Source organism: Pseudomonas sp. NFACC32-1 (assembly GCF_900101215.1).
Lineage (GTDB): Bacteria > Pseudomonadota > Gammaproteobacteria > Pseudomonadales > Pseudomonadaceae > Aquipseudomonas.
Genome location: NZ_FMUL01000003.1, coordinates 1 through 21,477, shown reverse-complemented (window position 1 = coordinate 21,477; position 21,477 = coordinate 1). Strand labels below are relative to the sequence as shown.

The following is a 21,477-nucleotide window of genomic DNA, read 5'->3' as shown; positions in this document are numbered from 1 at the left end:
ATTGCCTTCGCGACTTTTCGTACAAACCCTAGGCCTGCAGGTTGCACAGCTCGAGTGTTTCGGTGACGGCTTTGCTGCGACCGGTCAGGGTCAGTTCGGTGCCGGCCTTCGGTGCTTCGCGCAGCGCCATCAGCAACAGTTGCAGGCCGGCACCGTCCATCTCGGTGATCTGCGACAGGTCCAGGGCCATGCGCGGCGTATTGCCCAGGCTGGGCAGCAACTGCGCGGCCAGCTCGGCGGCGGTGTAGATCGTCAGCTCGCCGTCGATGCGTACCTGGGTGGTGTCATCCTCGGTTTCGAACAGCAACGGCATCACAACCTCCGGCAATCAGGGAAGAATCAGTTTGGACACCGCCGCCAGCATCTGCGCCGGCTGGAACGGCTTGACCACCCAGGCCTTGGCGCCTGCGGCCTGGCCCTCCTGCTTCTTCGCTTCCTGGGATTCGGTGGTCAGCATGATGATCGGCGTGAACTTGTAGCTGGCCAGTTTCTTGACCTCCTTGACGAAGGTGATGCCATCCATGTTCGGCATGTTCACGTCGCTTATGATCAGGTGCACTTTCTGGCCGTTGAGCTTGCCCAGCGCATCCTTGCCATCGCTGGCCTCGATCACGTCGTAGCCGGCACTTTTCAACGCGATGCCGACAACCTGCCGAACGCTCGCGGAGTCGTCGACAACCAATACACTTTTAGCCATGAACGGCTCTCCTAAAAGAAGGTTATTTCCTGTGAAGTCTGCTGCGCGCCGGCGTCGCCGTGGTGATTGCGGCGCTGCTCGTCGGTGGCGTAGGTGGTTTCCATGCGGGCCAGCCATTGGCGGGCATCGATGGGGACAGCCTGGTCGGGCGACTGGGTGGCCTGCTGGATGTGCACATGCAGGTCCTCGATGTTGTCGCGCACGTGGCTGAGGATCTGGCTGACCCGATCCTGGAATTGCAGGCTGACCAGCACTTCGGTGAGCTCGTCGCGGATACCGAAGCTTTCCTGCTGCAGCAGGTCGGCCGATTCGGCGAGTCGTCCGGTCACGCTCTTGAAGCGTTCGAGCACGCGCTGGATGCTGTCCTCGGAAATGGACACCGACTGGCTGTCCTGGTCCGCACCGCTGGACGCGGCCTGGACCAACTGGGTGATGGCGGTATTGATGATGTCGACCTTGGCCGACATTTGCTGGCCGGTCTCGCTGGACTTGCTCGACAGGCTGCGCACGGCATCGGCCACCACCGCGAATCCGCGACCGGCTTCCCCGGCACGGGCGGCTTCGATGGCGGCGTTGAGTGCCAGCAGGTTGGTCTGGGCGGCGATCGCGGCAACATCGGCGGCCATGGTCCGCAGTTCGCCGGTGTAGGCAGTGAGGTTGCGCACCTGGGCCAGGGTTTCGTCGCGGCTGGCCTGGGTAGCCTTCAAGGAGTTGATGACCTGGACCAGTTCGCCTTCGCTCTGGGCCAGTACCTGGACGGCGCCGCCACTGCCGTTGCCGGCCAGCTCACCGGCCGCCAGTTGCGAGGCCTGCACGGTTTCTTCCAGGCGTGACGAGATGCCGGTGAAGCGGCTGGTCAGCGAAACGATCGCGGTTTCGGTCTGCTGCCGGGAGCTTTCCACTTGCCTGGCCCAGATAGGCATGGCACCGAGGATGACTTCGTTGAGCTGCGCGCTGGACGCATGGGCATCGTGTTGGGCCGCCTGCAGTTCGCGTCGGGACGCGTCGGCAGCGATGACGGGGGCGAGCTGACGACCCAGGGCTCGCGCGCTCCACACCCCGGCACCGATACCGAGGACCAGGAGGACCGCGCTCAAGCCAATATTCTGTGCGCCCGCACCGTTGATCAGCAGCACGCCGGCGACTGCGGCGATGGCCACGAGCACGGGGCTCCAGAGGATACGAGGCTGGGTTGGAACAGAGGAATGACCGTGTGGGTACGACGTCATGGTTCGGTCCTTGAACAATATTGCTTGCAGGATGTTGGCGACTAACTGGTTATCTGCGAACTCGGATCCAACTTGAAGACCGGTCGTCCGGTTCCGCAGTCGGCAGCCTGCCAAAGGTGTGGCACTGTGCTACTTCAGATTAGACCCAGTCTGCGAAATGTCGAATCGGACTGACGAAGGTGACCACCGAGGTGAGCGAAACCGCTGGCAAGGGGATTCATCCCCGTTGGGGGCAAAGCTGCCCTCAAGTGCGTCAGGCAGTTTGCAGGGGGGCGCTTCGCGACCCAGCGGGGATGAATCCCCTCGCCACGGTCAGGGATTGAGCTAAATTACCGGCACGGAATTTTCGAACCTGCCATTACGAGCCCCCATGCCTGCCCAGCCACTCTGGAAAACCTACCTGCTGTTCCTGACCCCGATGGTCCTCTCCAATTTCCTGCAATCGATGTCCGGTACGTTCAACAGCATCTACATCGGCCAGATGCTCGGGACCCAGGCATTGGCGGCGGTGTCGGGCATGTTCCCCGTGCTGTTTTTCTTCATCGCGCTGGTGATCGGCCTGGGGGCGGGCGCCGGGGTGTTGATCGGGCAGGCCTATGGCGCCCAGGAAACCGGCAAGGTGAAGGCGATCGCCGGCGCGACGTTGCTGCTGGGGGCGATCATCGGGCTGGTGGCGGCGGTGCTTGGCAGCGTCTTCGCCCGCGATGCCTTGCACGGCCTGGGGACACCGGCGGATGTGCTGGACGATGCCGTGTCCTATGCCCGGGTCATGATGTGGATCCTGCCGATACTGCTGGTGTTCGTGCTGTTCACCCAGCTGTTGCGCGGGGTGAGCGATACGCTGTCGCCCCTGTTGGCCCTGCTGGTATCCACGGGTGTCGGCCTGGTGCTGACACCTGCGCTGATCCGCGGGTGGCTGGGGCTGCCGCAGATGGGAATCCAGAGCGCGGCCATGGCGGGCCTGGTGGGCACGACGGCGGCCATGGCAATGCTGGCCTGGCGCCTGACCCGTCGGCAGAACGTCCTGGCACCCGACCGGGCCCTGTTCGCGGCGATGCGCCTGGACAGGGCCATCCTCGCCAAGGTGTTGCGCATCGGCTTGCCCACCGGGTTACAGATGGTGGTGATCTCGTTGTCCGAGCTGGTGATCCTGGCGCTGGTCAATCGCCACGGGTCCGAGGCCACGGCGGCTTATGGCGCGGTGACGCAGATCGTCAATTACGTGCAGTTTCCGGCATTGTCGATTGCCATCACGGCTTCGATCCTCGGTGCCCAGGCCATTGGCGCCGGACGCCTGGAGCGCCTGGGGCCGATCCTGCGCACGGGTCTGATCATCAACCTCTGGCTGACCGGGGGACTGGTGCTGCTTGGCTACCTGCTGTCTCACTGGCTGCTGGGGCTGTTCATCACCGACCCGACGGCGCGGGTCCAGGCCGAACACCTGTTGCATATCATGCTTTGGAGCCTGCTGGTGTTCGGCTTCCAGGCGATCGTCGGCGGCATCATGCGCGCCGGCGGCACGGTGCTGCTGCCGGTGACGATTTCCATCTTCTGCATCGTGGGTGTGCAGGTGCCGGCGGCTTATCTGCTGGACGCATACTTCGGCCTGCAAGGGGTGTGGATGGCGTTTCCCGTGGCTTACCTGAGCATGCTGTTGTTGCAGACGCTGTATTACAAGCTGGTCTGGCTGCATCAGCCGATTGAGCGGTTGGTGTAATCAACCCGCCACCGGATCCCACAAGGGTTCGGTGCCTGGCGATGTTACAGTGGCCGTTACCCGTACCCGACACTCGACACCGAGGATTCGATGCCTGCCAGTCTTCCCTCCCGCGTTGCCTACCGCGCCTTCCTGTTCGACATGGATGGCACACTGCTCAATTCCATCGCCGCCGCCGAGCGGATCTGGACGCGCTGGGCCATGCGCCATGGCGTGGACGTGACCACGTTCCTGCCCACCATCCATGGCGTGCGCGCGGTCGATACCATTGCCCGCCAGCATTTACCGGGCGTGGATGCCGAGGCCGAGGCCGAGCAGATTACCCGGGAAGAAATCGACGATGTGGAAGGGGTGGTGCAAGTGCCCGGCGCGACGGCGTTCCTTCAGAGCCTGCCGCCAGATCGGTGGGCCATCGTCACCTCGGCGCCCATGGCCCTGGCTTTGCGCCGAATGGCGGCGGCTGGCATCCCGCGTCCTGACGTGATGGTCACCGCCGAGGACGTGAGCGATGGCAAGCCCAACCCTGCCTGCTATCGCCTGGCGGCCGAACGCCTGCAGGTGACGCCTCGGGAGTGCCTGGTGTTCGAAGACGCCGAAGCCGGTATCCGGGCAGGCGACGCCGCCGGGGCTGATGTGATGGTGGTGACGGCAACGCACACGCACCCCGTGGTCACCCTTCATCCGCAGATCAAGGATTACCTCGGGCTAGGCATTGAGGTGGATGAGGCCGGCCTGATGCGACTGCCTTCGATTCTGTGACCGCAGCAGCACTTCTGTGGGAGCGAGCTTGCTCGCGATGGCGGTGGTTCAGCCTGCATCGATGCCGAATGTACCGACGCCTTCGCGAGCCGGCTCGCTCCCACATTGGATCTGTGGTCCTCAGAGAACTCAGGTCACCACGCGGTAGCAGGGCACGTATTCCGCTCCGCCTGGCAGCTTCATCCGATGCTGGGCGACGAATGCCTTGAGCAGGCGGTCGAGGGGTTCCATGATGGCGGCGTCGCCGTGGATTTCGTAGGGCCCGTGTTCTTCGATCAGGCGAATGCCCTTGTCCTTGACGTTGCCGGCCACGATTCCCGAAAACGCGCGGCGTAGGTTGGCGGCCAGTTCATGCGCAGGCAGGTCGCGGCGCAGGCCCAGGCTGGCCATGTTGGCGTGGGTCGGATCGAAGGGGCGCTGGAAGCCTTCGTCGATCTTCAGCAGCCAGTTGAAATGAAAGGCGTCGTTGCGCTCGCGACGGAACTGCTTCACGGCCTTGAGGCCCTGGGTCATCTGCCGGGCCACTTCGGCCGGGTCGTCGATGATGATCTGGTAGTGTTTCTGCGCCGCTTCGCCCAGGGTCGCGCCGACGAATGCATGCAGTTGGTCCAGGTAGGGCGCGGCGCTTTTCGGTCCGGTGAGGACTACCGGGAAGGGCAGGTCCTGGTTGGCCGGATGCATCAGGATGCCCAGCAGGTACAGGAACTCTTCCGCGGTACCGGCGCCGCCCGGGAAGATGATGATGCCGTGGCCCACACGTACGAAGGCTTCCAGGCGTTTCTCGATGTCCGGCAGGATCACCAGCTCATTGACGATCGGGTTCGGCGCCTCGGCGGCGATGATGCCCGGCTCCGTCAGGCCCAGGTAGCGGCCGCCGTGGATGCGCTGCTTGGCATGGGCGATGGTGGCGCCCTTCATCGGACCCTTCATCACACCCGGGCCGCAGCCGGTGCAGATGTCCAGGCTGCGCAGGCCCAGCTCGTGGCCGACCTTCTTGGTGTATTTGTATTCCTCGGTGTTGATCGAGTGACCGCCCCAGCACACGACGATTTTCGGCTCGACGCCGGGACGCAGGGTGCGCGCGTTGCGCAGCAGGTGGAACACGTAGTCGCTGATGCCCTGGGAGGTGCTCAGGTCGATGCGCTGGCTGTCCAGTTCGTTCTCGGTGTAGACGATGTCGCGCAGGGCGCTGAACAGCATTTCCCGGGTGCTGGCGATCATTTCGCCGTCGACGAAGGCGTCGGCCGGGGCGTTCAGCAGTTCCAGGCGCACGCCCCGGTCCTGCTGGTGAATGCGGATCTCGAAGTCCTTGTAGGCTTCCAGGATGGTCTTGGCGTTATCGACATGGGCGCCGGTATTGAGGATGGCCAGGGCGCACTGGCGGAAGAGGGTATAGATACTGCCGGAACCGGCTTCGCTCAGTTGCTGGACTTCGCGCTGGGACAAGGTCTCCAGGCTGCCCTTGGGGCTTACCGAGGCATTGATTACATGTCTTTGAGTCATTCAGCTTTCCTTGAAAACGATGCCATGCACACAACGACGGCATCTTGTAAAAAACGTCCACGCAAGAAGATCGCACGATCCTTGCGCTATCGCCATGGACTTCGATCCGGATCCTTCGGGTCCGTTGCACTGCAAAATGAGCCCCAGCATAGCTAAATCGACCGGGCAGGCGATAATGCGGGACTCTTTTGATGCCGTACAAGGAAATTGCGCCGCGATGTTCGAGATCAAACCGTGGGATGCGGGGCTTTACCGAAAGCAGACCCGCCGCAGCACCCTCATCGTCGCCGTGACGTTCCTGGCGCTGGCGATGTTGCTGTCCAGCCTGGCCGTGATGCTGTTCGGTACCCCCGGGGGGGATAATTTTCGCTTCAATCTCGCAGGGGTGATTGCCGCCGTGCTGGCGATGGCGGCGCTGATGCGCCTGTATTTCTGGTCGCAGCCGTGGATGGCCGCCGCGGTGTATGGCTGGCAGCTCAAGCGCAGCCTGATGAGCGTCACCAACGTGATGCACCAGGTGACGGCCGGTGTGCAGGCCCGGGACCCGGCGGCCATGAAACTGCTGCGGTTCTATCACCTGGGGCTGACCCAGATGCATCGGCTGGACGCCAACTCCAGCGCCCAGGACTCACTGACCCGGGAGGCCGACGAGCATCTGGCGCAGATGCAGGCGCTGGGCCTGGACACCGAACAGTCGCGCCTGGACCCGGCCTGGATCGAGGCGGTGAAACGCAGCTACAGCGAGCGCTGATTGACCCGCTGCGACAGCGCCTGTGCCGACTCCTTGCGTTCGGAGTAACGGTCCACCAGGTCCGGGCGATCACGCAGCAGCACGGTGAATCTCACCAGTTCCTCCATCACGTCCACCACCCGGTCATACAGGGCCGAGGGCTTCATGCGGTCCTGTTCGTCGAACTCCAGGAATGCCTTGGGCACCGATGACTGGTTGGGGATGGTGAACATGCGCATCCAGCGTCCCAGCACTCGTAGCTGGTTGACCGTATTGAACGACTGCGAGCCACCGGACACTTGCATTACCGCCAGCGTCTTGCCCTGGGTCGGACGCACGGCGCCCATGGCCAGGGGCACCCAGTCGATCTGCGCCTTGAACACCGCCGACATCGAACCATGCCGCTCCGGGGAGCACCACACCTGGCCTTCGGACCAGGTCATCAGCTCCAGCAGTTCCTGAACCTTGGGATGGCTGGTGGGAGCGTCATCGGGCAACGGCAGCCCCGAGGGATTGAAAATGCGTGTTTCGGCGCCGAAATGCTCCAGCAGGCGTGCCGCTTCCTGCACCAGCAGACGGCTGAACGAGCGGGGACGGGTGGAGCCGTAGAGCAGGAGGATACGAGGCTTGTGAGGGCCATCGCTGGCGCCGGGGATAGGACGGGACAGCGCGGTATCGAGGTTGGGCAGGTGGTCGGTCATGGGAACTCCGGATCAGAAAGGTACCGATGCGAGCCTTCTCGGGCATAGTGAAGAACCCTCATCTGGCTGTCCCGAGAGACTAGAGGGCAGGTCGTGTCGAGTATATATGGATAATCGAATATATGAAGTTTCATATCTTTGGTCCCGTGTAGGTCGGCCATGCCAGATGCCACCATTCGTCGGTTGCACAATCAGGAAAATCAAACCCGCGGCACCCAGCGTCTTTCTCATGAACAGTCATGCAAAGGAGAGACGACATGTCAGGACGAATGACGCACGGAACCTGGGCTGTGCTGTGGGCTGCGGCTGTGGGGCTTGTTGGTTGTGCCGGTGGCAACAGCCATTCGCCGGTGGATGTGCCAGGTGCCGCGAAGACACCGACCACCGCGATACTGGAGGCGGGGGCGGACATGCTGCAGGACAAACCTCCACTGCAGGCCCTGAACACCTACCTCGATGGCTTTCATTTCTATAACGGGCGGATGTCCGAGCAGATGGAGGCCCATCACTACTGCTCGGCGTTGAACGAAGAGGTGTTCCAGTGCGCCATCTTCGACGGCAATACGGTCGATGCCAAGCTGATGGGGGTGGAGTACATCATCAGCAAGCGTTTGTTCGAGGGCCTGCCGGCCAGTGAAAAACAGCTGTGGCATAGCCATGTGCACGAGGTGAAATCCGGGCAACTGGTGGCCCCGGGTATTGCTCAGGCAGCGGAGAACCGCCTGATGCAGAACCTGGTGAGTACCTATGGCAAGACCTGGCATACCTGGCATGGCAAGGACCTGCCTTACGGCGTGCCGCAATTGATGATGGGTTTCACCGCCGACGGCCAGATCGATCCGCAGCTCGTGCGCGAGCGTGACAGCCGAATGGGCCTGGACAGCGAGGCGAAAAAGCGCGCCCGGGCGGGCATCGTCGCTCCGGCGATAGACCCCGGCGCGGATGCCTGGCGCAATGGAAAGGTGTGGCAGATCGAGGGGCCCACGGGGGAACATGCCCATTAGATTCCGTAGGGGAAGTGTCGGATGGTCCCTCGGTGACTTTCGTTCACAGCCTGAGCAGTAGGTTCTGCCTGAATATATTCCAGGCAGAACCTGCTGCTTATGAATAGAAGGGACAGTGCCCAGAACGCACCAGCGACGAAAGTAATAAAGTTATATCGGAATTGTTAAGAAAACCGGAAGTTGCTCAGGGTTGTTTGAAATGTCCGGGCACGCCATGTTCTTCTTCGGTCGGCCTGGTTCTTTTCTGAACTTGGATATCACTGAGTTCGGCGCTTTTGAGTTCGCTGAAAGAAATCCGCAGCAGCGCTTCGGCTTCGTCGACGCTCAGGGTTTCGGAATCGGCCTCCAGCACCCGGCTGTCGGGTTGACCGTTGGCGATGAAGCTGACGATGAATCGTTCGTGGTTGCCCATGCTGACCTCGGTAGTCAAGCGCCAGGGCGCAGCAGGACTGCGCCCCAACGGTTTTCCGGGTTACGATTTCCTGCCGCCGCCATGGCTGCGTTCGCCACCTTTCCTACCGGCTTCAGAGGCTTTTTCCCGGTCGTTGGCAAAGTTGCCGCCCGAAGCATGTCCGCCTTTCTTGCCGGCTTCGGATGCTTTCTCACGGTCGTTTGCGAAGTTACCTGGGTTTTTGTTTCCGCTATTAGCCATTTCGAGATTCCTCATTTTGGTTAAGCGAGTAACTGCCTCGCATAATTGGGAAAGGAAAGCGCCGTGGGAAGTTTAAAAAAAACGTTTCGCTGGCGACGAACGGTTATTAAAGTTATACAGCCGTTGCGCTTGGAAGTTGTACAGGATTGATTGCTTTTATATAGGCGGCGATAAACATTGGAGATATCAATGTCCTGCGGCGGTTCAGTCATCGCCGCCACTGACTTTCCAATGCTTGGCCTCCACGGGGAATATCACCTGCTCGACCCGGTGCGCAATGCCGAAGGCCAGGGAGTTCTCTGCCGGAATGACTCGCTCCTCGGCGCACAGGCATTTGAAGATATCCAGTTGGGTGGCGGCGCCGGCGGTTTCCTTGACGTAGATTTCCACATACCGCGCCACGTCGTTATCCAGGCTGGACAGGTATTCGCGCAGGCGCGAATGGTCCACCGATTTCTGACCGAAATACCAGTTCATGGGGTGGATCAGAAAGCGTGAGTGAGGCGTGGTGGTGCGGTCGCTGGCGGCCAGGTACATGACGATGCCCATCGATTCGATATTGCCGGCATTCACGGCGCGCACCGGCACGGGCAGGGACTTGATAAAGGTGTAGAGGGTAAAGCCGAAGTTGGTGCTGCCGCCGACGGTAGACAGGTTGAGCATCAGCGAGTCGGCGCCTTTTTCGATGGCTTCAAGGCAATTGTCCCGGAAGCGTTCCGTGGTTCCCTGATCGATCTGGCAATGAAAATGGACAATGTGTTCGGACATCTCAAACTCCTGTCGACTTCATTCGTTGAAGTGTCGGCGGATCGTGGCGCCGTACACTTGGGAGTCCGCTGGCTGTCGGATGTTCCTCTTTTTGTAGCGGGCCACTCGAGGCCTTTCCAGGACTTGGCCGCTTCGGTCAGCAGGCGTTGGCGGCTTGCTGCACGCGCTGCAGATACATTGCCAGGGCGGCTTCCTCTTCGCTCAGGCCCTTGCGAGCACGGGGTCTGGGCAAGTCCCTCAAGGCGCCGAGCAGGAAACCTTCCAGCACGGCAGGGTGGATATAGCATTTACGACAGACGGTCGGCGTGTTGCCCAGTTGCCGGGCGACCTGCCTGACCATCTCGGCGACGTGCCGCTTGGCCTCGGTCTCGGTTTCCCAGCTCAGCGCCCGCAACCCGGCCAGCGCCGCCGCGCTGCCGGCCCAGGTGCGGTAGTCCTTGGCGGTGAAATCGGCGCCGGTGAGGGTCTTGAGCCAGGCGTTGATATCGGAAGAGCTGATGGAGTGGCGCTCGCCGTTTTCGTCCAGGTACTGGAACAGGTTCTGGCCCGGCATTTCCTGGCAGCGCTTGATGATCCGCGCCAGGCGACGGTCCTTTACGGTGATCTGGTGTTCGACGCCGCTTTTGCCTCGGAACTGGAAGGCGATGGCGCTGCCGTTGACCTCGACATGCTTGCTGCGCAGGGTGGTCAGGCCATAGGAACGGTTGTCCCGGGCGTACTGGGTGTTGCCGACGCGGATCAGCGTTACGTCCAGCAGGGTAATGACCGTGGCCATGACCTTGTCGCGGCTGAAGCCGGGTGTCGCCAGGATCGCCTCCAGGCGTTTGCGCAGGCGGGGCAGGGTGCGTCCGAACTCCAGCATCCGGGAATATTTGTCCGCATCGCGCACTTCGCGCCAGCGGGCATGGTAGCGGTACTGCTTGCGCCCGCGAGCATCGCGACCGGTCGCCTGGAGATGGCCGCGCGGGTCGGGGCAGATCCACACATCGGTGTAGGCCGGCGGCACCGCCAGGGCATTGAGACGCTGGATCTCGGCGGCGTCCGTGATGCGTTGGCCCAGGGGATCGAAATAACAGAACTTGCCCCGCAGTTTTCGGCGGGTGATGCCCGGCGTGGTGGTGTCGTCGACATAATGCAGGTCGGCCGGCAAAGCGGGTGGCAGGGTGTCGGGCATGAAGGAAATCCTTGGCGAATCCGGTGGCCTGTGAAGTCATTGACCGCAGCCCGTTGCGGTCGTGCCAGAATTCTGATGCCCCCGCCCCGCTGAAATTCCCGGCCTAGGCCAGTACCGCTACCGCCTTGATCTGGGCCCACAGTTGTTGCCCGGGATGCAGCTGCAACTGGTCGCGAGAGTAACGCGTGATGCGCGCCAGCAATGGCGTGCCGGCGGCTTCCAGGCGAATGAGCACATGGGCGGCGTTGTCGGCGGCCAGTTCGCTGACCACTGTGACCGGCAGGCGGTTGAGGATGCTGGTCTGGGTATCGTTGGCCAGGCTGAGGCTCACATCCCGGGCCTGAACCTTGAAGCGCAGCGCCTGGCCCGGGGCCAGCGGCGTGTGGGCCACGCGAACGTCCAGCTGGCTGTCGGGCAGGGTCAGACTGAGCAGTTGATAGTCGGCATCGTAGCCGCTGACTTCGCCCTGGATCACCACGCCGGCGTCATCCCCCAGGGCCAGAGGCAGGTCGAGCCGCGCCAGGGTTTCGCCGATGGGCCCGCTGGCCAGGGCACGACCGGCGTCCAGCAACACGATATGGTCGGCCAGACGCGCGACTTCGTCCTGGGAATGGCTGACATACAGCAGCGGGATGTCCAGTTCGTCATGAAGCCTTTGCAGATAAGGCAGGATCTCGTTCTTGCGCCGGCTATCGAGGGAGGCCAGAGGCTCATCCATCAGCAACAGGCGTGGGCTGGTCAGCAAGGCCCGGGCGATGCCCACCCGCTGGCGTTCGCCTCCGGACAAGTGCTGCGGGCGCCGATCCAGCAGGTGCCCGATGCCCAGCAGTTCGGTCGCCTGGTCCATGCCCACCTTGCGCTGTGCCGGCGCGATCCGCTTGAGGCCGAACGTCAGGTTGGCCCTTACAGACAGATGGGCGAACAGGCTGGCCTCCTGGAACACATACCCCAGCGCCCGTTGATGGGGCGGCACGAACACGCCGCGATCGGTGTCTTGCCAGACCTGGCCATTGACCTCGATAAAGCCCCGTGCCGGCCGCTCCAGCCCTGCGATGCAACGCAGGCAGGTGGTCTTGCCGGAACCGGACTGACCGTACAGCGCCGTCACGCCACGGCCCGGCAACTGCACATCCAGATCGAAGGAAAAGTCCCCGCGGTCGAGCTGAAAACGCGCTTGAATCATCGATCAGCTCCAGCCGGTCCGGGCTCTGCGACTGGAATACAGCGCCAGCAGCACAACGAAAGAGAACACCAGCATCGCCGCCGCCAGCCAGTGAGCCTGGGCGTACTCCAAGGCTTCGACATGGTCGTAGATCTGCACTGACACCACCCGGGTCTTTTCCGGAATGTTGCCGCCGATCATCAGCACCACGCCGAATTCGCCTACAGTGTGGGCGAAACCGAGAATGGCGGCGGTGATGAAGCCCGGCCGGGCCAGGGGCAGGATGACGCTGAAGAAGGTATCCCAGGGGCCGGCGCGCAGGGTGGCGGCGACCTCCAGCGGACGGCTGCCGATGGCGGCGAAGGCATTTTGTAGCGGTTGCACCACGAACGGCATGGAATAGATCACCGAACCGATCACCAGCCCGGTGAAGCTGAAGGTGAAGGTGCCCAGGCCGAGGGCCTGGGTGAGCTGGCCAAGCCAGCCATTCGGCCCCATCGCCAGCAATAGATAGAAGCCGATGACCGTGGGGGGCAGCACCAGCGGCAGGGCCACCACGGCTCCCACCGGTCCGCGTAGCCAGGAACGGGTACGCGATAGCCACAAAGCGATGGGCGTGCCGATGAGCAGCAGGATCACCGTGGTCACTGAGGCCAGTTGGAGGGTCAGCCAGATGGCGGCGTAGTCGGCATTGTCCAGTGGCATTTAGCGTTGATAACCGTAGGCCTGGAGGATGGCGGCGGCTTGCGGCCCCTTGAGATAGTCCATCAAGGCCGTGGCGGCAGGGTTATCCCGGCCCTTGCCGAGGATGACCGCGTCCTGCTTGATGGGATCATGCAACCGGGCCGGAACGATCCATGCCGAACCGCTGGTGAGCTTGCCGTCCTTGTAGACCTGGGACAAGGCCACGAAGCCGAGCTCGGCGTTGCCGGTGGACACGAACTGGTAGGCCTGGGTGATGTTCTGGCCTTCGACGATCTTGTCCTTGACCTGCGTGGCCAGCCCCAGCCTGTCCAGCACCTGGGTCGCAGCCAGGCCGTAGGGCGCGGCTTTCGGGTTGGCGATGGACAGGTGCCGGAAAGCGTTGTCCTTGAGGGCCTGGCCGTTGTCATCGACATAGCCGGTCCTGGCCGACCACAGGGCCAGTGTTCCGATGGCGTAGGTGAAGCGCGAGCCCTTGACCGTGTCGCCTTCGGTTTCGAGCCTGGCCGGGGCGCTGTCGTCGGCGGCGAGGAAAACTTCGAACGGTGCGCCGTTCTTGATCTGGGTGTAGAACTGCCCGGTGGCGCCGTAGGCCGCGACCACCTTATGGCCGGTGGCTTTCTCGAAGTCGGCGGCGATGGCCTGGAGCGGCGCGGTGAAATTGGACGCCACCGCCACCTGCACCTCGGCCGCCTCGACGGTAGCAACGGTGCAGAGCGTGGTGAGCAGCAGCGCTGCAAGGTGGTTCAGGTGCATGGAGATGGCTCCGTAGGGGCAGGTTCGCTATTTCGCTATATAGCGGAATATATAGCGAACGGCTGGCAAACGGAACGCGGCATATTGTCGGGATCAGCGGCAGCGAGGATGCAAGGGCTGCCGCTCTCGTGAACAGTCGGCCACCAGCCGCTTCAGGCCCGGCCCCTGGCACTGAGCAACGCTAGTGCTTCCTCGGCCAGGCGCCGGGTCAGTTCGGCGCTTGGCAACTCGCGCCCCATGGGAAACGCCTGGCCGGCCCAGAGGTTGCTGAAGTCTGCTTCATCCTTGGCGCGCAGCGGCATCAACGCGCCGCCCGCCAGGGGAAAGGCCGGTGCCATCGGGCTCATCGGGCCCACTTCGCGCATGACCCGGTTGACGATGCCCCGGGCCGGACGACCGGTGAACAGGTTGGTGACGGCGGTCTGGCTTTCCCTGGCCGTGCGCAGCGCACGGTGATGGGAGGCGCTGATCTTGGCCTCGGGTGTGAACAGGTAGGCGCTGCCCAGTTGCACTGCCGAGGCGCCCAGGGCGAACGCCGCGACGATCCCCCGGGCATCGCCGATACCGCCCGTTGCGATCACCGGTACCTTCACCGCATCCACCACCTGGGGCAACAGGGCGAACAGCCCGACCTGGGTATTGAGATCGTCGCTGAGGAACATGCCGCGATGGCCGCCGGCCTCGTAGCCCATGGCGATGATTGCGTCACACCCGTGCTGTTCCAGCCAGATGGCTTCCTCGACGGTGGTCGCCGAAGAGAGGATTTTCGCGCCGGTGGCCTTTACCCGGTCCAGCAGGGATTTTTCCGGCAGGCCGAAGTGGAAGCTGACCACCTTGGGCCGCATTTCTTCCAGCACCCGGCAGGCTGCATCATCGAACGGCGTGCGGTTGGAAACAGGCGTCGGCGCCGCGAAATCGGCGCCCAGTTCCTCGTAGTAAGGCTTGAGTCGCTGCTTCCAGGCCTCGGCCCGCTGCTCATCGAACTGCGGTGGCTGGTGACAGAAAAAATTCACGTTGAACGGCTTGTCGGTCTGTTCGCCGATGGTGGTCAAGGCCTGGCGCAGTTGCTCGACATCCAGCATCGCCGCCGGCATCGAACCCAGCCCACCGGCATTGCAGGTGGCGACCACCATGGCCGGTCCGGTCACGCCGGCCAGCGGCCCCTGGATGATGGGCAGCTCGATACCGAGCAGGTCAAGGATGCGCGTGTCTGGCCATGAGTTCATGTGTGGGGCTCCGGTGGCGGAAGGAAACAGCCTTTTAGCAGGTGCGGCCCGGCCAGGGCCAGTCGAGTTTTTCAATCGAAGACGGCCGCTTGATCCTTGGAGAGGGCGGGTTACCATGCCTGCTTCACCGAAAAGGGAGCCTTAACCATGGACGTAAAACTCAAGGTCGTCGAACCGTTCACCGTGGCCGGTTTGCAGGTGCACACCCGCAACGCCGATGAGGAACGACCCGATACGGCGCGGATCGGCCCGATGTGGCAGCAATTTTTCAACGAGGGGTTGTTCGACAGGATCCCGGCCAGGCTGTCGGAGTCGTTCGTCTATGGGGTGTATTCCAACTACGAGTCAGACGCGACCGGGTATTTCGATGTGACGGCCGGCGTACAGGTCGACGCCACGAGTACCGGTTTTCCCGCCGTGGCGATCGAGGGCGGTGACTACCTGGTGTTTTTCGCCCAGGGACCCATGCCCGACTGCGTGATCCAGACCTGGGGGCTGATCTGGGCGTACTTCGCGGACAATCCGCAGACGCTGCGTCGTTTCGCCACCGATTTCGAGGTGTATAGCGGCCCCGATTCGGTGGCGATCTACATCGGTGTTCAGTCCCCGGCCGAGCGCTCCAGCGCCAGCAACTGACGCTTGCGTTCCACGCCCCAGCGATAGCCCGACAGGTCGCCGTCGCTGCGCACCACCCGGTGGCAAGGGATCGCCACCGCCAGGCTGTTGGCGCCACAGGCCTGGGCCACGGCGCGTACGGCCTTGGGGTGGCCGATGCGCTGGGCGATCTCGGCGTAGCTGGCGGTACTGCCCACCGGGATGTCCCGCAAGGCTTGCCAGACCCGTTCCTGGAACGCCGTACCGCGCAGGTCCAGCGGCAAGTCCAGGCCCAGGGCCGGGGCTTCGACGAAGCCCACCACCTGCGCGACCAACTGCTCGAACGCCCGGTCGGCACCGATGAGGTTGGCGCGGCGGAACTTGTCCTGCAGATCCCGCACCAGCGCGTCGGGGTCGTCCCCCAACAGGATCGCGCACACGCCACGTTCACTTTGCGCCACCAGGATCGAGCCAAGGGAGCATTGGCCGACGGCGAAACGGATGTCGGTGTTCTGCCCGGCGGCGCGGTAGTCGGTGGGCTTCATGCCCAGGACCTTGTCGGCGGCTTCATAAAAGCGGCTGTTGGAATTGAAACCGGCGTCGTACAGCGCTTCGGTGATACTGCCGCCCTCGGCCAGGCGTTCGCGTACCTTGCGTGAACGGTGAGCGGCGGCATACGCCTTGGGGGTCAGGCCGGTCACGGCCTTGAAGACCCGATGAAAGTGAAAGGGGCTCAGGCCTGCGCCGTGTGCCAGTTCGTTCAGGCCAGGCAGTTCTTCGGCCTGCTCGATCTGTCGGCAGGCGGCCGCGACCCTGGCCGCTTGCTGGGCGGCAATCTGGGTCTGGTCCCTGGCCAGGCGCTTGCTGGGACGGTAACCGGCGGCCTGGGCCTGTTCCGGCGTGTCGAAGAATTCTACGTTACGTGGATTGGGCAGGCGCGACAGGCTGCTGGGGTGGCAATAGATGCCGGTGGTTTTCACGCCATAGACAAATTGCCCGTCGGCGCGCGGATCCCGGGCGAGCACGGCGGCCCAGCGTGGGTCCAGTTCAGGGGCGAGGGTATTGGAAGTGTCGTTCATGGTCGGTATGTCCATTGGCCCGTTTTGCCTACGGTAGCGAGCCTGTGATCGGGCGACACTCCGGGTCTTGCGGTTGAATTGCGCACCTTCATCCGGCGGTGCGGAACGTCAGGTTGATGCGCTGGGCGCCCAGGCGCGGATGCTCTCCAGCCTTGAGCGGCAATACGCCGTGGTAACGCAACCGGTCCACGCCACCCCAGACCACGATATCGCCATGGAACAGGGGGATGCGCAGGCTCCTGTCGCTGCGTTCGAACCCGCCGAACTGGAACATCGCCGGCAAGCCCAGGGACATCGAGACGATGGGGGCGGTCAGGGAGCGCTCGTTCTTGTCTTGATGCAACGACATCCGCGCGCCGGGCACGTAGCGGTTGATCAGGCAGGAGTCCGGCTCGAAATGTTCGAACCCTGCCTGCCGGGCGGCGGCCTGGGCCAGTTCGCGAAACGCCGCTGGCATGTCGGGCCAGGGGTGGCCGGTCTGTGGATCAGTGGCGCTGTAGCGGTAGCCGCTGCGGTCGGTGGTCCAGCCCAGGGCGCCACAACTGCTCAAGGCCACTGACATGGTAAAGCCGCCGGGCGTGACCATCTGCCGGAACGGCGCGGCCTGCAGGATCGCTTCCAGGGCCGGCAGCAAGCGGTCGAGCCAGGGCAGGGCAAAGCCACGCAGCACGAACGACTGCTCGCCGATCCGCTCGACCTGACCGGGTGTTGTCGGTGTCTGGCCGGCGAACAGGTCCAGCGTGATCGGGGTATCGTCATTGCGCATCATGAAAAATGATTCCCAAGGTGTGTCGCCTGCCGTCGTTCACGCGGCTGACGCCATGGCGCATGTTCACCCGATAATACCCGCGAACGCCCTTGATGGGCCGCTGATGCACGGCGAACACCACCGCATCGCCCTGTTTCAGATCGATGACCTGGGGGCGCGATTGCATGCGCGGGCGTTGTTCGGTCAGCACGAACTCGCCGCCGGTAAAGTCCTGGCCCGGTGCCGACAGCAGGATCGCCACCTGCAACGGGAACACCTGCTCGCCGTACAGGTCCTGGTGCAGGCAGTTGTAGTCCTGCGGGCCGTATTGCAGCAACAGCGGGGTAGGTCGCAGCTGTCCGGCGGCATGGCAGCGCTGGATGAAATCGGAATGCCGGTCGGGGTATCGCGCTTCGATGCCCATGCAGGCATTCCAGCGGTTCGCCAGGGGCACCAGCCTCGGATACAACGCCTCACGCAGTTGCTGGACGAGGTCGGGCAACGGATAGCGGAAATACTGATATTCACCGCGTCCGAAACCGTGGCGGGCCATGATCACTTTTGAGCGAAAGCGCCCGGGTTCGGCGTATAAGTCGCGGAGTATCCGACATTGGGGAGTGGGCAGCAGGTTGCGAATGACTGCGTTACCTTCCTGGTCGAGATTTTGTTCCAGTAAAGGCCAGTCCAGGCGGTTCATTTGTTCGATTGAAAGGGGCGTATGCACAGAGGAGGGCATATTACATCCTTGCTGGAAAGGAGATCTGCAGTCTGCCAAGCGCACAGGCGGCCGGCACCCCGGAGCTTGCGGTGTATGTTTTCGGGTGTGGGCACCGACCTGAGTCTGACATGTTGGTCAATCCGATCAGCGGAATCGTTTTTCATGATTACCTGTAATGTCTGACAGTAGCCAATGTTCAACTCCCGGGATCCAATAAGGTCATCGTCAATCCTGACCGGGCTTCGTCATGACTCGTCCCACAACTGAAACTTCCAGCACCGTCATCTCCACGGTTGAACTGTTCAAGGGTGGCGACGCCAGAAAGGCGTCCAGCTCCAACGACATTGCCGCAAATAACAAACAAGTGGAAATTTTTGATGGTATCGAGTCCAAAGGCATCACCTCTGTCAACGAAAGCGGCATTTGGACTTATGCCGTCATTGGCCTGGACGTCGGCCCTCATAGTTTCACGGCCAAGGTATTGGGCAGCAATCCGCAGTCATCTGCCTACACATTTACGGTGATAGAACCGCTCAGCTTCGGACCGGACCACAGTCAAGCCGCGTCAGATTATTTTATTGTACGTGGGCGCCCCCCTGGGCAGCCCCCGGATGACGCCAACGCAACCTATACACGTATGGCAACGGGAGGCGTCCCGCCTTATCGATATAATTCCTCCAACGAACAAGTTGCCCTGGTAAATTCGGAGTCCGGACTTGTACGGGCGGCGGGAAACGGCTCGGCTCGGATTACCGCCACCGACGCTGATGGGCGTACGGCTTTCTACATCATTACCTTCTCGGGTGTTCGGTTGGTTGAGCGAGTCGATGGCATGTGGTGGGATCCGAACTTTTCAGATGTGCGACCTTCCCTGGAACTGCATCTCGATCTTGCACAAATGAAGCGGTTCTGGGGGTTGTATTTCCCTTCCGAAGGCCCTGTAGCGGCTGCATTGGGCTGGCCCGTTTCGTGGTATTGGACATCCGATGGAGCGCCTGGCCCGTATGCCTTGGCCTTCCCGCTGAATGAGGTGAATCCTGCCGAGATTGCTCGGCACGGGTCAGAAGTTTTTCCGGCCATAAGAAAACTGTAAATGGCCGGTGCCAAGGCAGTGCGAACAAGCCGAGCAGCATTTGCAGGACGGGGTACGGCACAGGATGGAGGGCGGTTTCGTCCAGGCAATAACCTGACTGTCCGTCTTGAACCCGCAAACCTGTCAGCTCTGACAGTAGCCAGTTTTACCGTGAGGGCGTTCAATAACTTCACCTCGATCCCGACCGGAGTCTGCCATGACTCGTTATCCATCTGACGTGCCCGGTACCGATATTTCCACGGTCGAGCTCTTTGACAATGGTGCCCCCAAGGGTGTGTTCACTACCGCCAATGGTCACTGGAGTACCACACCGATCGACGTGGCACCGGGCTTTCACAGCTTTACCGCCCAGGGCAGATATGGCAGCGAGCCAATATCGCCAGCCCGTACGTTCCAGGTTGCGGCGGTCGTCACTCCAACCCTCACCGACATCCGGGATTCCAGGCGCTCCATAGTCGGAGGAACCACCGTTGACACCGCAGTGATCGTCGAAGGCACAGGTAGCCTGGGCCAATTGATCCAATTGATGGACGGTGCCGAAGCTATCGGCAACCCTTTCAGGGTGCCCGCCGATCAAACAAAATGGAGCACCACGCTCGCCGGTTTGAACGTGAAGGCCTATAACCTCAAGGCGAGGGCTCTCTATGGCAACGGTGTACCGGACTCGACGGCAAAAGGCTTTATCGTTGCGCCTGCCTTGGATTTCGGGGCGACTTATTCCATGGTTACGCAGAATTACATCGTTGCGCGCCATAGAGTTCCGAACCAGCCGATACCTACGAGCAACGCCAGCTATACGCGCGCCGCGACGGGTGGAGTACCGCCCTACCGATATTCGTCGGCAAGTCCCCAGATCGCCGTGGTGGACATCGATACGGGCTATGTGCGTGCCGTTGGCAATGGGAGTGCGCAGATATCGGTCAGCGACCTGAATGGCGACACTGCGGCTTATACCGTCTCTGTCTCGGGGGTCATGCCGGTCGTTCTCCTGGCCGGCGTCACCTGGGGGCAGGGAGGGGTTCTCGAAGAAGCGGCGTACGATATCCTGATCGCCAATTATCGGCCTGAAGGCCATTTATCCGATATCTTGGGATGGCCTAATACGTGGTATTGGGCCAGGCGTGGCCATGTCGATGACAAGTATGGATATGTAAAAAATCTGGCTGGCACAACGGGGGTCGAACTTAAGAGTACCCATTACCCTGCCGTACAGCATGTTGCAGCCCGTGCAGATATGCCGGTAAACATTGACGTTGCCGCAGAGCAGGGGAGCAAAAGCGACGGTGCGTGACTAGATTGGACCCTCGTTTCATTCGGACTGATGGGTTCCGTTTCTCGTCAGCCGACCAGGCCGTTCGTCTTGTCCTCTGCTTACCTGTCAGTACTGACAGTAGCCAGCCCTTTTGCATCGGCGCTCTCATATCTCCACGCCTTGACGCGTCATTTATGAGGACCTCGATCATGCCCCCTTCATCGACACCCGCCGACCAGACCGTCCTTCTGGAAAAACCCGACCTGCCGCGCGCCACTCGCCCCGTGGTGGGGGGCGATTTCGGGGTGCCCAAGCATATCTATGACCAGGAGCCCGCGGGCTGCAAGGTTCTGGTGTTGCCCTATACGAATCAGACAGGTGGGGAGAACGTCTCGATCAACCTCAATGGCGAGACGAACATCGACAACCGGGACACGCTGGGCATCGACGACACGGTGGAGCTCTACATACCGAATGGAAAATTGCGGCCCGGCATGGTCAATCGACTGACTTACACCGTGAGGCGCCTGAGCGGTATCCCCGAAACCTCTGACCCTCCCGTGGAGATTCTGTATAACCAGATCCGCCCTGGTAACGAGGATCGCTCGCCCGGCGATGGTGCACACTCGGAGCTGGAATTGATCCTGCCGGATGAAATCAAGAACGGCATAGGGCCGGGGTTCACCCGGGCGACGGTGTGCGTGAGTTACCCCTATTGCCGGGCGCACGACCGCATCCGGCTCAATTGCAACGGCAAGGATGTGATTCGTACCGTACTGGAAAGCGAGGCTCCTGCGCCGCCGGACCACGGCTCGGCAACGCCTACCACGATCTGCTTCGATGTCACCAGCGCCGACCTGGGCGAGGATCATCCCGAGTTCATGTTTTCCTTCACGGTCACCGACCAGTTGGGCAACTCGCCGGACCTTGACTCACCCTTTTCGGCAATACAGATCGTGGACGTGGACCAGGCCGGCCTTCGACTGCCGGTGCCGATCCCGCGGGAAATCGCCAGCGACGGAACCGACGATCCCAGCACCATCGACCTCGACAAGCTGGGCACCAACCCGCTGTTGTTGATCATCTTGACCGGTGACTCACGCTTCCTGCCGGGGGATACGATCGAGGCGACCTACGTCGCGAAGGTGGCAGGCCAGCCGAATGTCACCCACAGCGAGACGGGAACGGTCGAAACCGATGGTTTTGGGCAGAA

22 protein-coding genes and 2 pseudogenes are annotated in these 21,477 nt (G+C 62.2%); 8 read left to right on the top strand and 16 right to left on the bottom strand.

The annotated features are described in order from the left end of the window. Positions 1–28: 28 nt before the first annotated feature. The 3 genes and pseudogenes from BLP99_RS06240 to BLP99_RS06230 all read right to left on the bottom strand — a co-directional run. Positions 29–313 carry an STAS domain-containing protein gene (locus BLP99_RS06240; RefSeq protein ID WP_072399084.1) on the bottom strand — a complete coding sequence of 95 codons (285 nt, stop codon included), beginning with the start codon at positions 311–313 and terminating at the stop codon, positions 29–31. Between the two features lie 15 nt (positions 314–328). Next, complete coding sequence (locus tag BLP99_RS06235; RefSeq protein ID WP_072399083.1) at positions 329–697, bottom strand: response regulator; 369 nt, start codon at positions 695–697, stop codon at positions 329–331. Between the two features lie 11 nt (positions 698–708). After that, positions 709–1,659: pseudogene (locus BLP99_RS06230) on the bottom strand (methyl-accepting chemotaxis protein); the annotation flags it as partial. A 637-nt stretch (positions 1,660–2,296) separates the two neighbouring features. Here BLP99_RS06230 and BLP99_RS06225 point away from each other — a divergent pair. Together BLP99_RS06225 and BLP99_RS06220 are read left to right on the top strand one after the other, a co-directional pair. Continuing rightward, a complete protein-coding gene (locus tag BLP99_RS06225) occupies positions 2,297–3,643 on the top strand; it encodes an MATE family efflux transporter (protein WP_072399078.1) in 1,347 nt (448 codons plus the stop codon). A gap of 90 nt (positions 3,644–3,733) precedes the next feature. Next, positions 3,734–4,402: an HAD-IA family hydrolase gene (locus tag BLP99_RS06220; RefSeq protein WP_072399076.1), complete on the top strand. Its 669-nt coding sequence runs from the start codon at positions 3,734–3,736 to the stop codon at positions 4,400–4,402. A gap of 129 nt (positions 4,403–4,531) precedes the next feature. On the opposite strand, the gene ppnN is transcribed toward BLP99_RS06220, so the two are convergent. Then, positions 4,532–5,905: a nucleotide 5'-monophosphate nucleosidase PpnN gene (gene ppnN, locus BLP99_RS06215; protein WP_092179969.1), complete on the bottom strand. Its 1,374-nt coding sequence runs from the start codon at positions 5,903–5,905 to the stop codon at positions 4,532–4,534. 217 nt (positions 5,906–6,122) lie between these two features. Here ppnN and BLP99_RS06210 point away from each other — a divergent pair, with 217 nt between their 5' ends. Further along, positions 6,123–6,656, top strand: coding sequence for a DUF3087 family protein (locus BLP99_RS06210; RefSeq protein WP_092179967.1), 534 nt, complete (start codon positions 6,123–6,125; stop codon positions 6,654–6,656). Here BLP99_RS06210 and arsH read toward each other — a convergent pair. Further along, positions 6,641–7,336 (bottom strand): arsenical resistance protein ArsH, encoded by a 696-nt coding sequence (gene arsH, locus BLP99_RS06205; RefSeq protein ID WP_072399070.1) that lies wholly within the window; start codon positions 7,334–7,336, stop codon positions 6,641–6,643. The two genes, BLP99_RS06210 and arsH, sit on opposite strands and share 16 nt — an antisense overlap. A 257-nt stretch (positions 7,337–7,593) precedes the next feature. Here arsH and BLP99_RS06200 point away from each other — a divergent pair, with 257 nt between their 5' ends. After that, complete coding sequence (locus BLP99_RS06200; protein WP_072399068.1) at positions 7,594–8,340, top strand: OBAP family protein; 747 nt, start codon at positions 7,594–7,596, stop codon at positions 8,338–8,340. Between the two features lie 184 nt (positions 8,341–8,524). Here the strand turns inward: BLP99_RS06200 and BLP99_RS06195 are convergent, their stop codons facing one another. The 8 genes from BLP99_RS06195 to BLP99_RS06160 all read right to left on the bottom strand — a co-directional run bounded on the left by BLP99_RS06195 (position 8,525) and on the right by BLP99_RS06160 (position 14,780). Next, positions 8,525–8,752 carry a hypothetical protein gene (locus tag BLP99_RS06195; RefSeq protein WP_072399066.1) on the bottom strand — a complete coding sequence of 76 codons (228 nt, stop codon included), beginning with the start codon at positions 8,750–8,752 and terminating at the stop codon, positions 8,525–8,527. 60 nt (positions 8,753–8,812) lie between these two features. Further along, complete coding sequence (locus BLP99_RS06190; RefSeq protein WP_003182983.1) at positions 8,813–8,992, bottom strand: con-10 family general stress protein; 180 nt, start codon at positions 8,990–8,992, stop codon at positions 8,813–8,815. A 204-nt stretch (positions 8,993–9,196) separates the two neighbouring features. Next, on the bottom strand, positions 9,197–9,760 hold the full coding sequence (locus tag BLP99_RS06185; RefSeq protein WP_072399064.1) for an ATP-dependent Clp protease proteolytic subunit: 564 nt from the start codon (positions 9,758–9,760) through the stop codon (positions 9,197–9,199). 136 nt (positions 9,761–9,896) lie between these two features. Further along, positions 9,897–10,934, bottom strand: a complete 1,038-nt coding sequence (locus BLP99_RS06180) for a DNA topoisomerase IB (protein WP_092179963.1) — start codon at positions 10,932–10,934, stop codon at positions 9,897–9,899. Between the two features lie 103 nt (positions 10,935–11,037). Beyond that, entirely contained in the window at positions 11,038–12,117 is a 1,080-nt protein-coding gene (gene modC, locus BLP99_RS06175; RefSeq protein WP_076406840.1) for a molybdenum ABC transporter ATP-binding protein, read from the bottom strand. 3 nt (positions 12,118–12,120) lie between these two features. Beyond that, positions 12,121–12,801: a molybdate ABC transporter permease subunit gene (gene modB, locus BLP99_RS06170; protein ID WP_072399059.1), complete on the bottom strand. Its 681-nt coding sequence runs from the start codon at positions 12,799–12,801 to the stop codon at positions 12,121–12,123. Next, positions 12,802–13,554, bottom strand: a complete 753-nt coding sequence (modA, locus tag BLP99_RS06165; protein WP_092179961.1) for a molybdate ABC transporter substrate-binding protein — start codon at positions 13,552–13,554, stop codon at positions 12,802–12,804. Between the two features lie 152 nt (positions 13,555–13,706). Next, positions 13,707–14,780, bottom strand: coding sequence for an NAD(P)H-dependent flavin oxidoreductase (locus tag BLP99_RS06160; RefSeq protein WP_072399055.1), 1,074 nt, complete (start codon positions 14,778–14,780; stop codon positions 13,707–13,709). A gap of 147 nt (positions 14,781–14,927) precedes the next feature. On the opposite strand from BLP99_RS06160, the gene BLP99_RS06155 reads away from it, so the two are divergent. Then, positions 14,928–15,416: a GyrI-like domain-containing protein gene (locus tag BLP99_RS06155; RefSeq protein WP_092179959.1), complete on the top strand. Its 489-nt coding sequence runs from the start codon at positions 14,928–14,930 to the stop codon at positions 15,414–15,416. Here BLP99_RS06155 and ada read toward each other — a convergent pair. The 3 genes from ada to BLP99_RS06140 form a co-directional block, all read right to left on the bottom strand. Then, on the bottom strand, positions 15,380–16,453 hold the full coding sequence (gene ada, locus BLP99_RS06150; protein WP_072430592.1) for a bifunctional DNA-binding transcriptional regulator/O6-methylguanine-DNA methyltransferase Ada: 1,074 nt from the start codon (positions 16,451–16,453) through the stop codon (positions 15,380–15,382). The two genes, BLP99_RS06155 and ada, sit on opposite strands and share 37 nt — an antisense overlap. Positions 16,454–16,541: 88 nt before the next feature. Further along, positions 16,542–17,222 carry a DNA oxidative demethylase AlkB gene (gene alkB, locus BLP99_RS06145; RefSeq protein ID WP_371128584.1) on the bottom strand — a complete coding sequence of 227 codons (681 nt, stop codon included), beginning with the start codon at positions 17,220–17,222 and terminating at the stop codon, positions 16,542–16,544. After that, complete coding sequence (locus tag BLP99_RS06140; protein ID WP_092179957.1) at positions 17,209–17,937, bottom strand: 2OG-Fe(II) oxygenase; 729 nt, start codon at positions 17,935–17,937, stop codon at positions 17,209–17,211. The genes alkB and BLP99_RS06140 overlap by 14 nt, the downstream gene beginning before the upstream one ends. 229 nt (positions 17,938–18,166) lie before the next feature. Here BLP99_RS06140 and BLP99_RS06135 point away from each other — a divergent pair, with 229 nt between their 5' ends. The 3 genes and pseudogenes from BLP99_RS06135 to BLP99_RS06125 form a co-directional block, all read left to right on the top strand. Then, positions 18,167–19,012, top strand: coding sequence for an Ig-like domain-containing protein (locus BLP99_RS06135; RefSeq protein ID WP_092179955.1), 846 nt, complete (start codon positions 18,167–18,169; stop codon positions 19,010–19,012). A 196-nt stretch (positions 19,013–19,208) separates the two neighbouring features. Continuing rightward, a complete protein-coding gene (locus tag BLP99_RS06130) occupies positions 19,209–20,303 on the top strand; it encodes a hypothetical protein (RefSeq protein WP_092179953.1) in 1,095 nt (364 codons plus the stop codon). 170 nt (positions 20,304–20,473) lie between these two features. Beyond that, a pseudogene (locus tag BLP99_RS06125) lies at positions 20,474–21,477 on the top strand (hypothetical protein); the annotation flags it as partial.

Coding starts and splice junctions, on each gene's coding strand:
- BLP99_RS06180 (WP_092179963.1), bottom strand. CDS start 10,934: ATGCCCGACACCCTGCCACCCGCTTTGCCGGCCGACCTGCATTATGTC.
- BLP99_RS06130 (WP_092179953.1), top strand. CDS start 19,209: ATGACTCGTTATCCATCTGACGTGCCCGGTACCGATATTTCCACGGTC.
- BLP99_RS06185 (WP_072399064.1), bottom strand. CDS start 9,760: ATGTCCGAACACATTGTCCATTTTCATTGCCAGATCGATCAGGGAACC.
- BLP99_RS06235 (WP_072399083.1), bottom strand. CDS start 697: ATGGCTAAAAGTGTATTGGTTGTCGACGACTCCGCGAGCGTTCGGCAG.
- BLP99_RS06155 (WP_092179959.1), top strand. CDS start 14,928: ATGGACGTAAAACTCAAGGTCGTCGAACCGTTCACCGTGGCCGGTTTG.
- BLP99_RS06140 (WP_092179957.1), bottom strand. CDS start 17,937: ATGCCCTCCTCTGTGCATACGCCCCTTTCAATCGAACAAATGAACCGC.
- modA (WP_092179961.1), bottom strand. CDS start 13,554: ATGCACCTGAACCACCTTGCAGCGCTGCTGCTCACCACGCTCTGCACC.
- arsH (WP_072399070.1), bottom strand. CDS start 7,336: ATGACCGACCACCTGCCCAACCTCGATACCGCGCTGTCCCGTCCTATC.
- alkB (WP_371128584.1), bottom strand. CDS start 17,222: ATGATGCGCAATGACGATACCCCGATCACGCTGGACCTGTTCGCCGGC.
- modC (WP_076406840.1), bottom strand. CDS start 12,117: ATGATTCAAGCGCGTTTTCAGCTCGACCGCGGGGACTTTTCCTTCGAT.
- BLP99_RS06135 (WP_092179955.1), top strand. CDS start 18,167: ATGACTCGTCCCACAACTGAAACTTCCAGCACCGTCATCTCCACGGTT.
- BLP99_RS06200 (WP_072399068.1), top strand. CDS start 7,594: ATGTCAGGACGAATGACGCACGGAACCTGGGCTGTGCTGTGGGCTGCG.
- ada (WP_072430592.1), bottom strand. CDS start 16,453: ATGAACGACACTTCCAATACCCTCGCCCCTGAACTGGACCCACGCTGG.
- BLP99_RS06210 (WP_092179967.1), top strand. CDS start 6,123: ATGTTCGAGATCAAACCGTGGGATGCGGGGCTTTACCGAAAGCAGACC.
- BLP99_RS06190 (WP_003182983.1), bottom strand. CDS start 8,992: ATGGCTAATAGCGGAAACAAAAACCCAGGTAACTTCGCAAACGACCGT.
- BLP99_RS06240 (WP_072399084.1), bottom strand. CDS start 313: ATGCCGTTGCTGTTCGAAACCGAGGATGACACCACCCAGGTACGCATC.
- BLP99_RS06225 (WP_072399078.1), top strand. CDS start 2,297: ATGCCTGCCCAGCCACTCTGGAAAACCTACCTGCTGTTCCTGACCCCG.
- ppnN (WP_092179969.1), bottom strand. CDS start 5,905: ATGACTCAAAGACATGTAATCAATGCCTCGGTAAGCCCCAAGGGCAGC.
- BLP99_RS06220 (WP_072399076.1), top strand. CDS start 3,734: ATGCCTGCCAGTCTTCCCTCCCGCGTTGCCTACCGCGCCTTCCTGTTC.
- BLP99_RS06160 (WP_072399055.1), bottom strand. CDS start 14,780: ATGAACTCATGGCCAGACACGCGCATCCTTGACCTGCTCGGTATCGAG.
- BLP99_RS06195 (WP_072399066.1), bottom strand. CDS start 8,752: ATGGGCAACCACGAACGATTCATCGTCAGCTTCATCGCCAACGGTCAA.
- modB (WP_072399059.1), bottom strand. CDS start 12,801: ATGCCACTGGACAATGCCGACTACGCCGCCATCTGGCTGACCCTCCAA.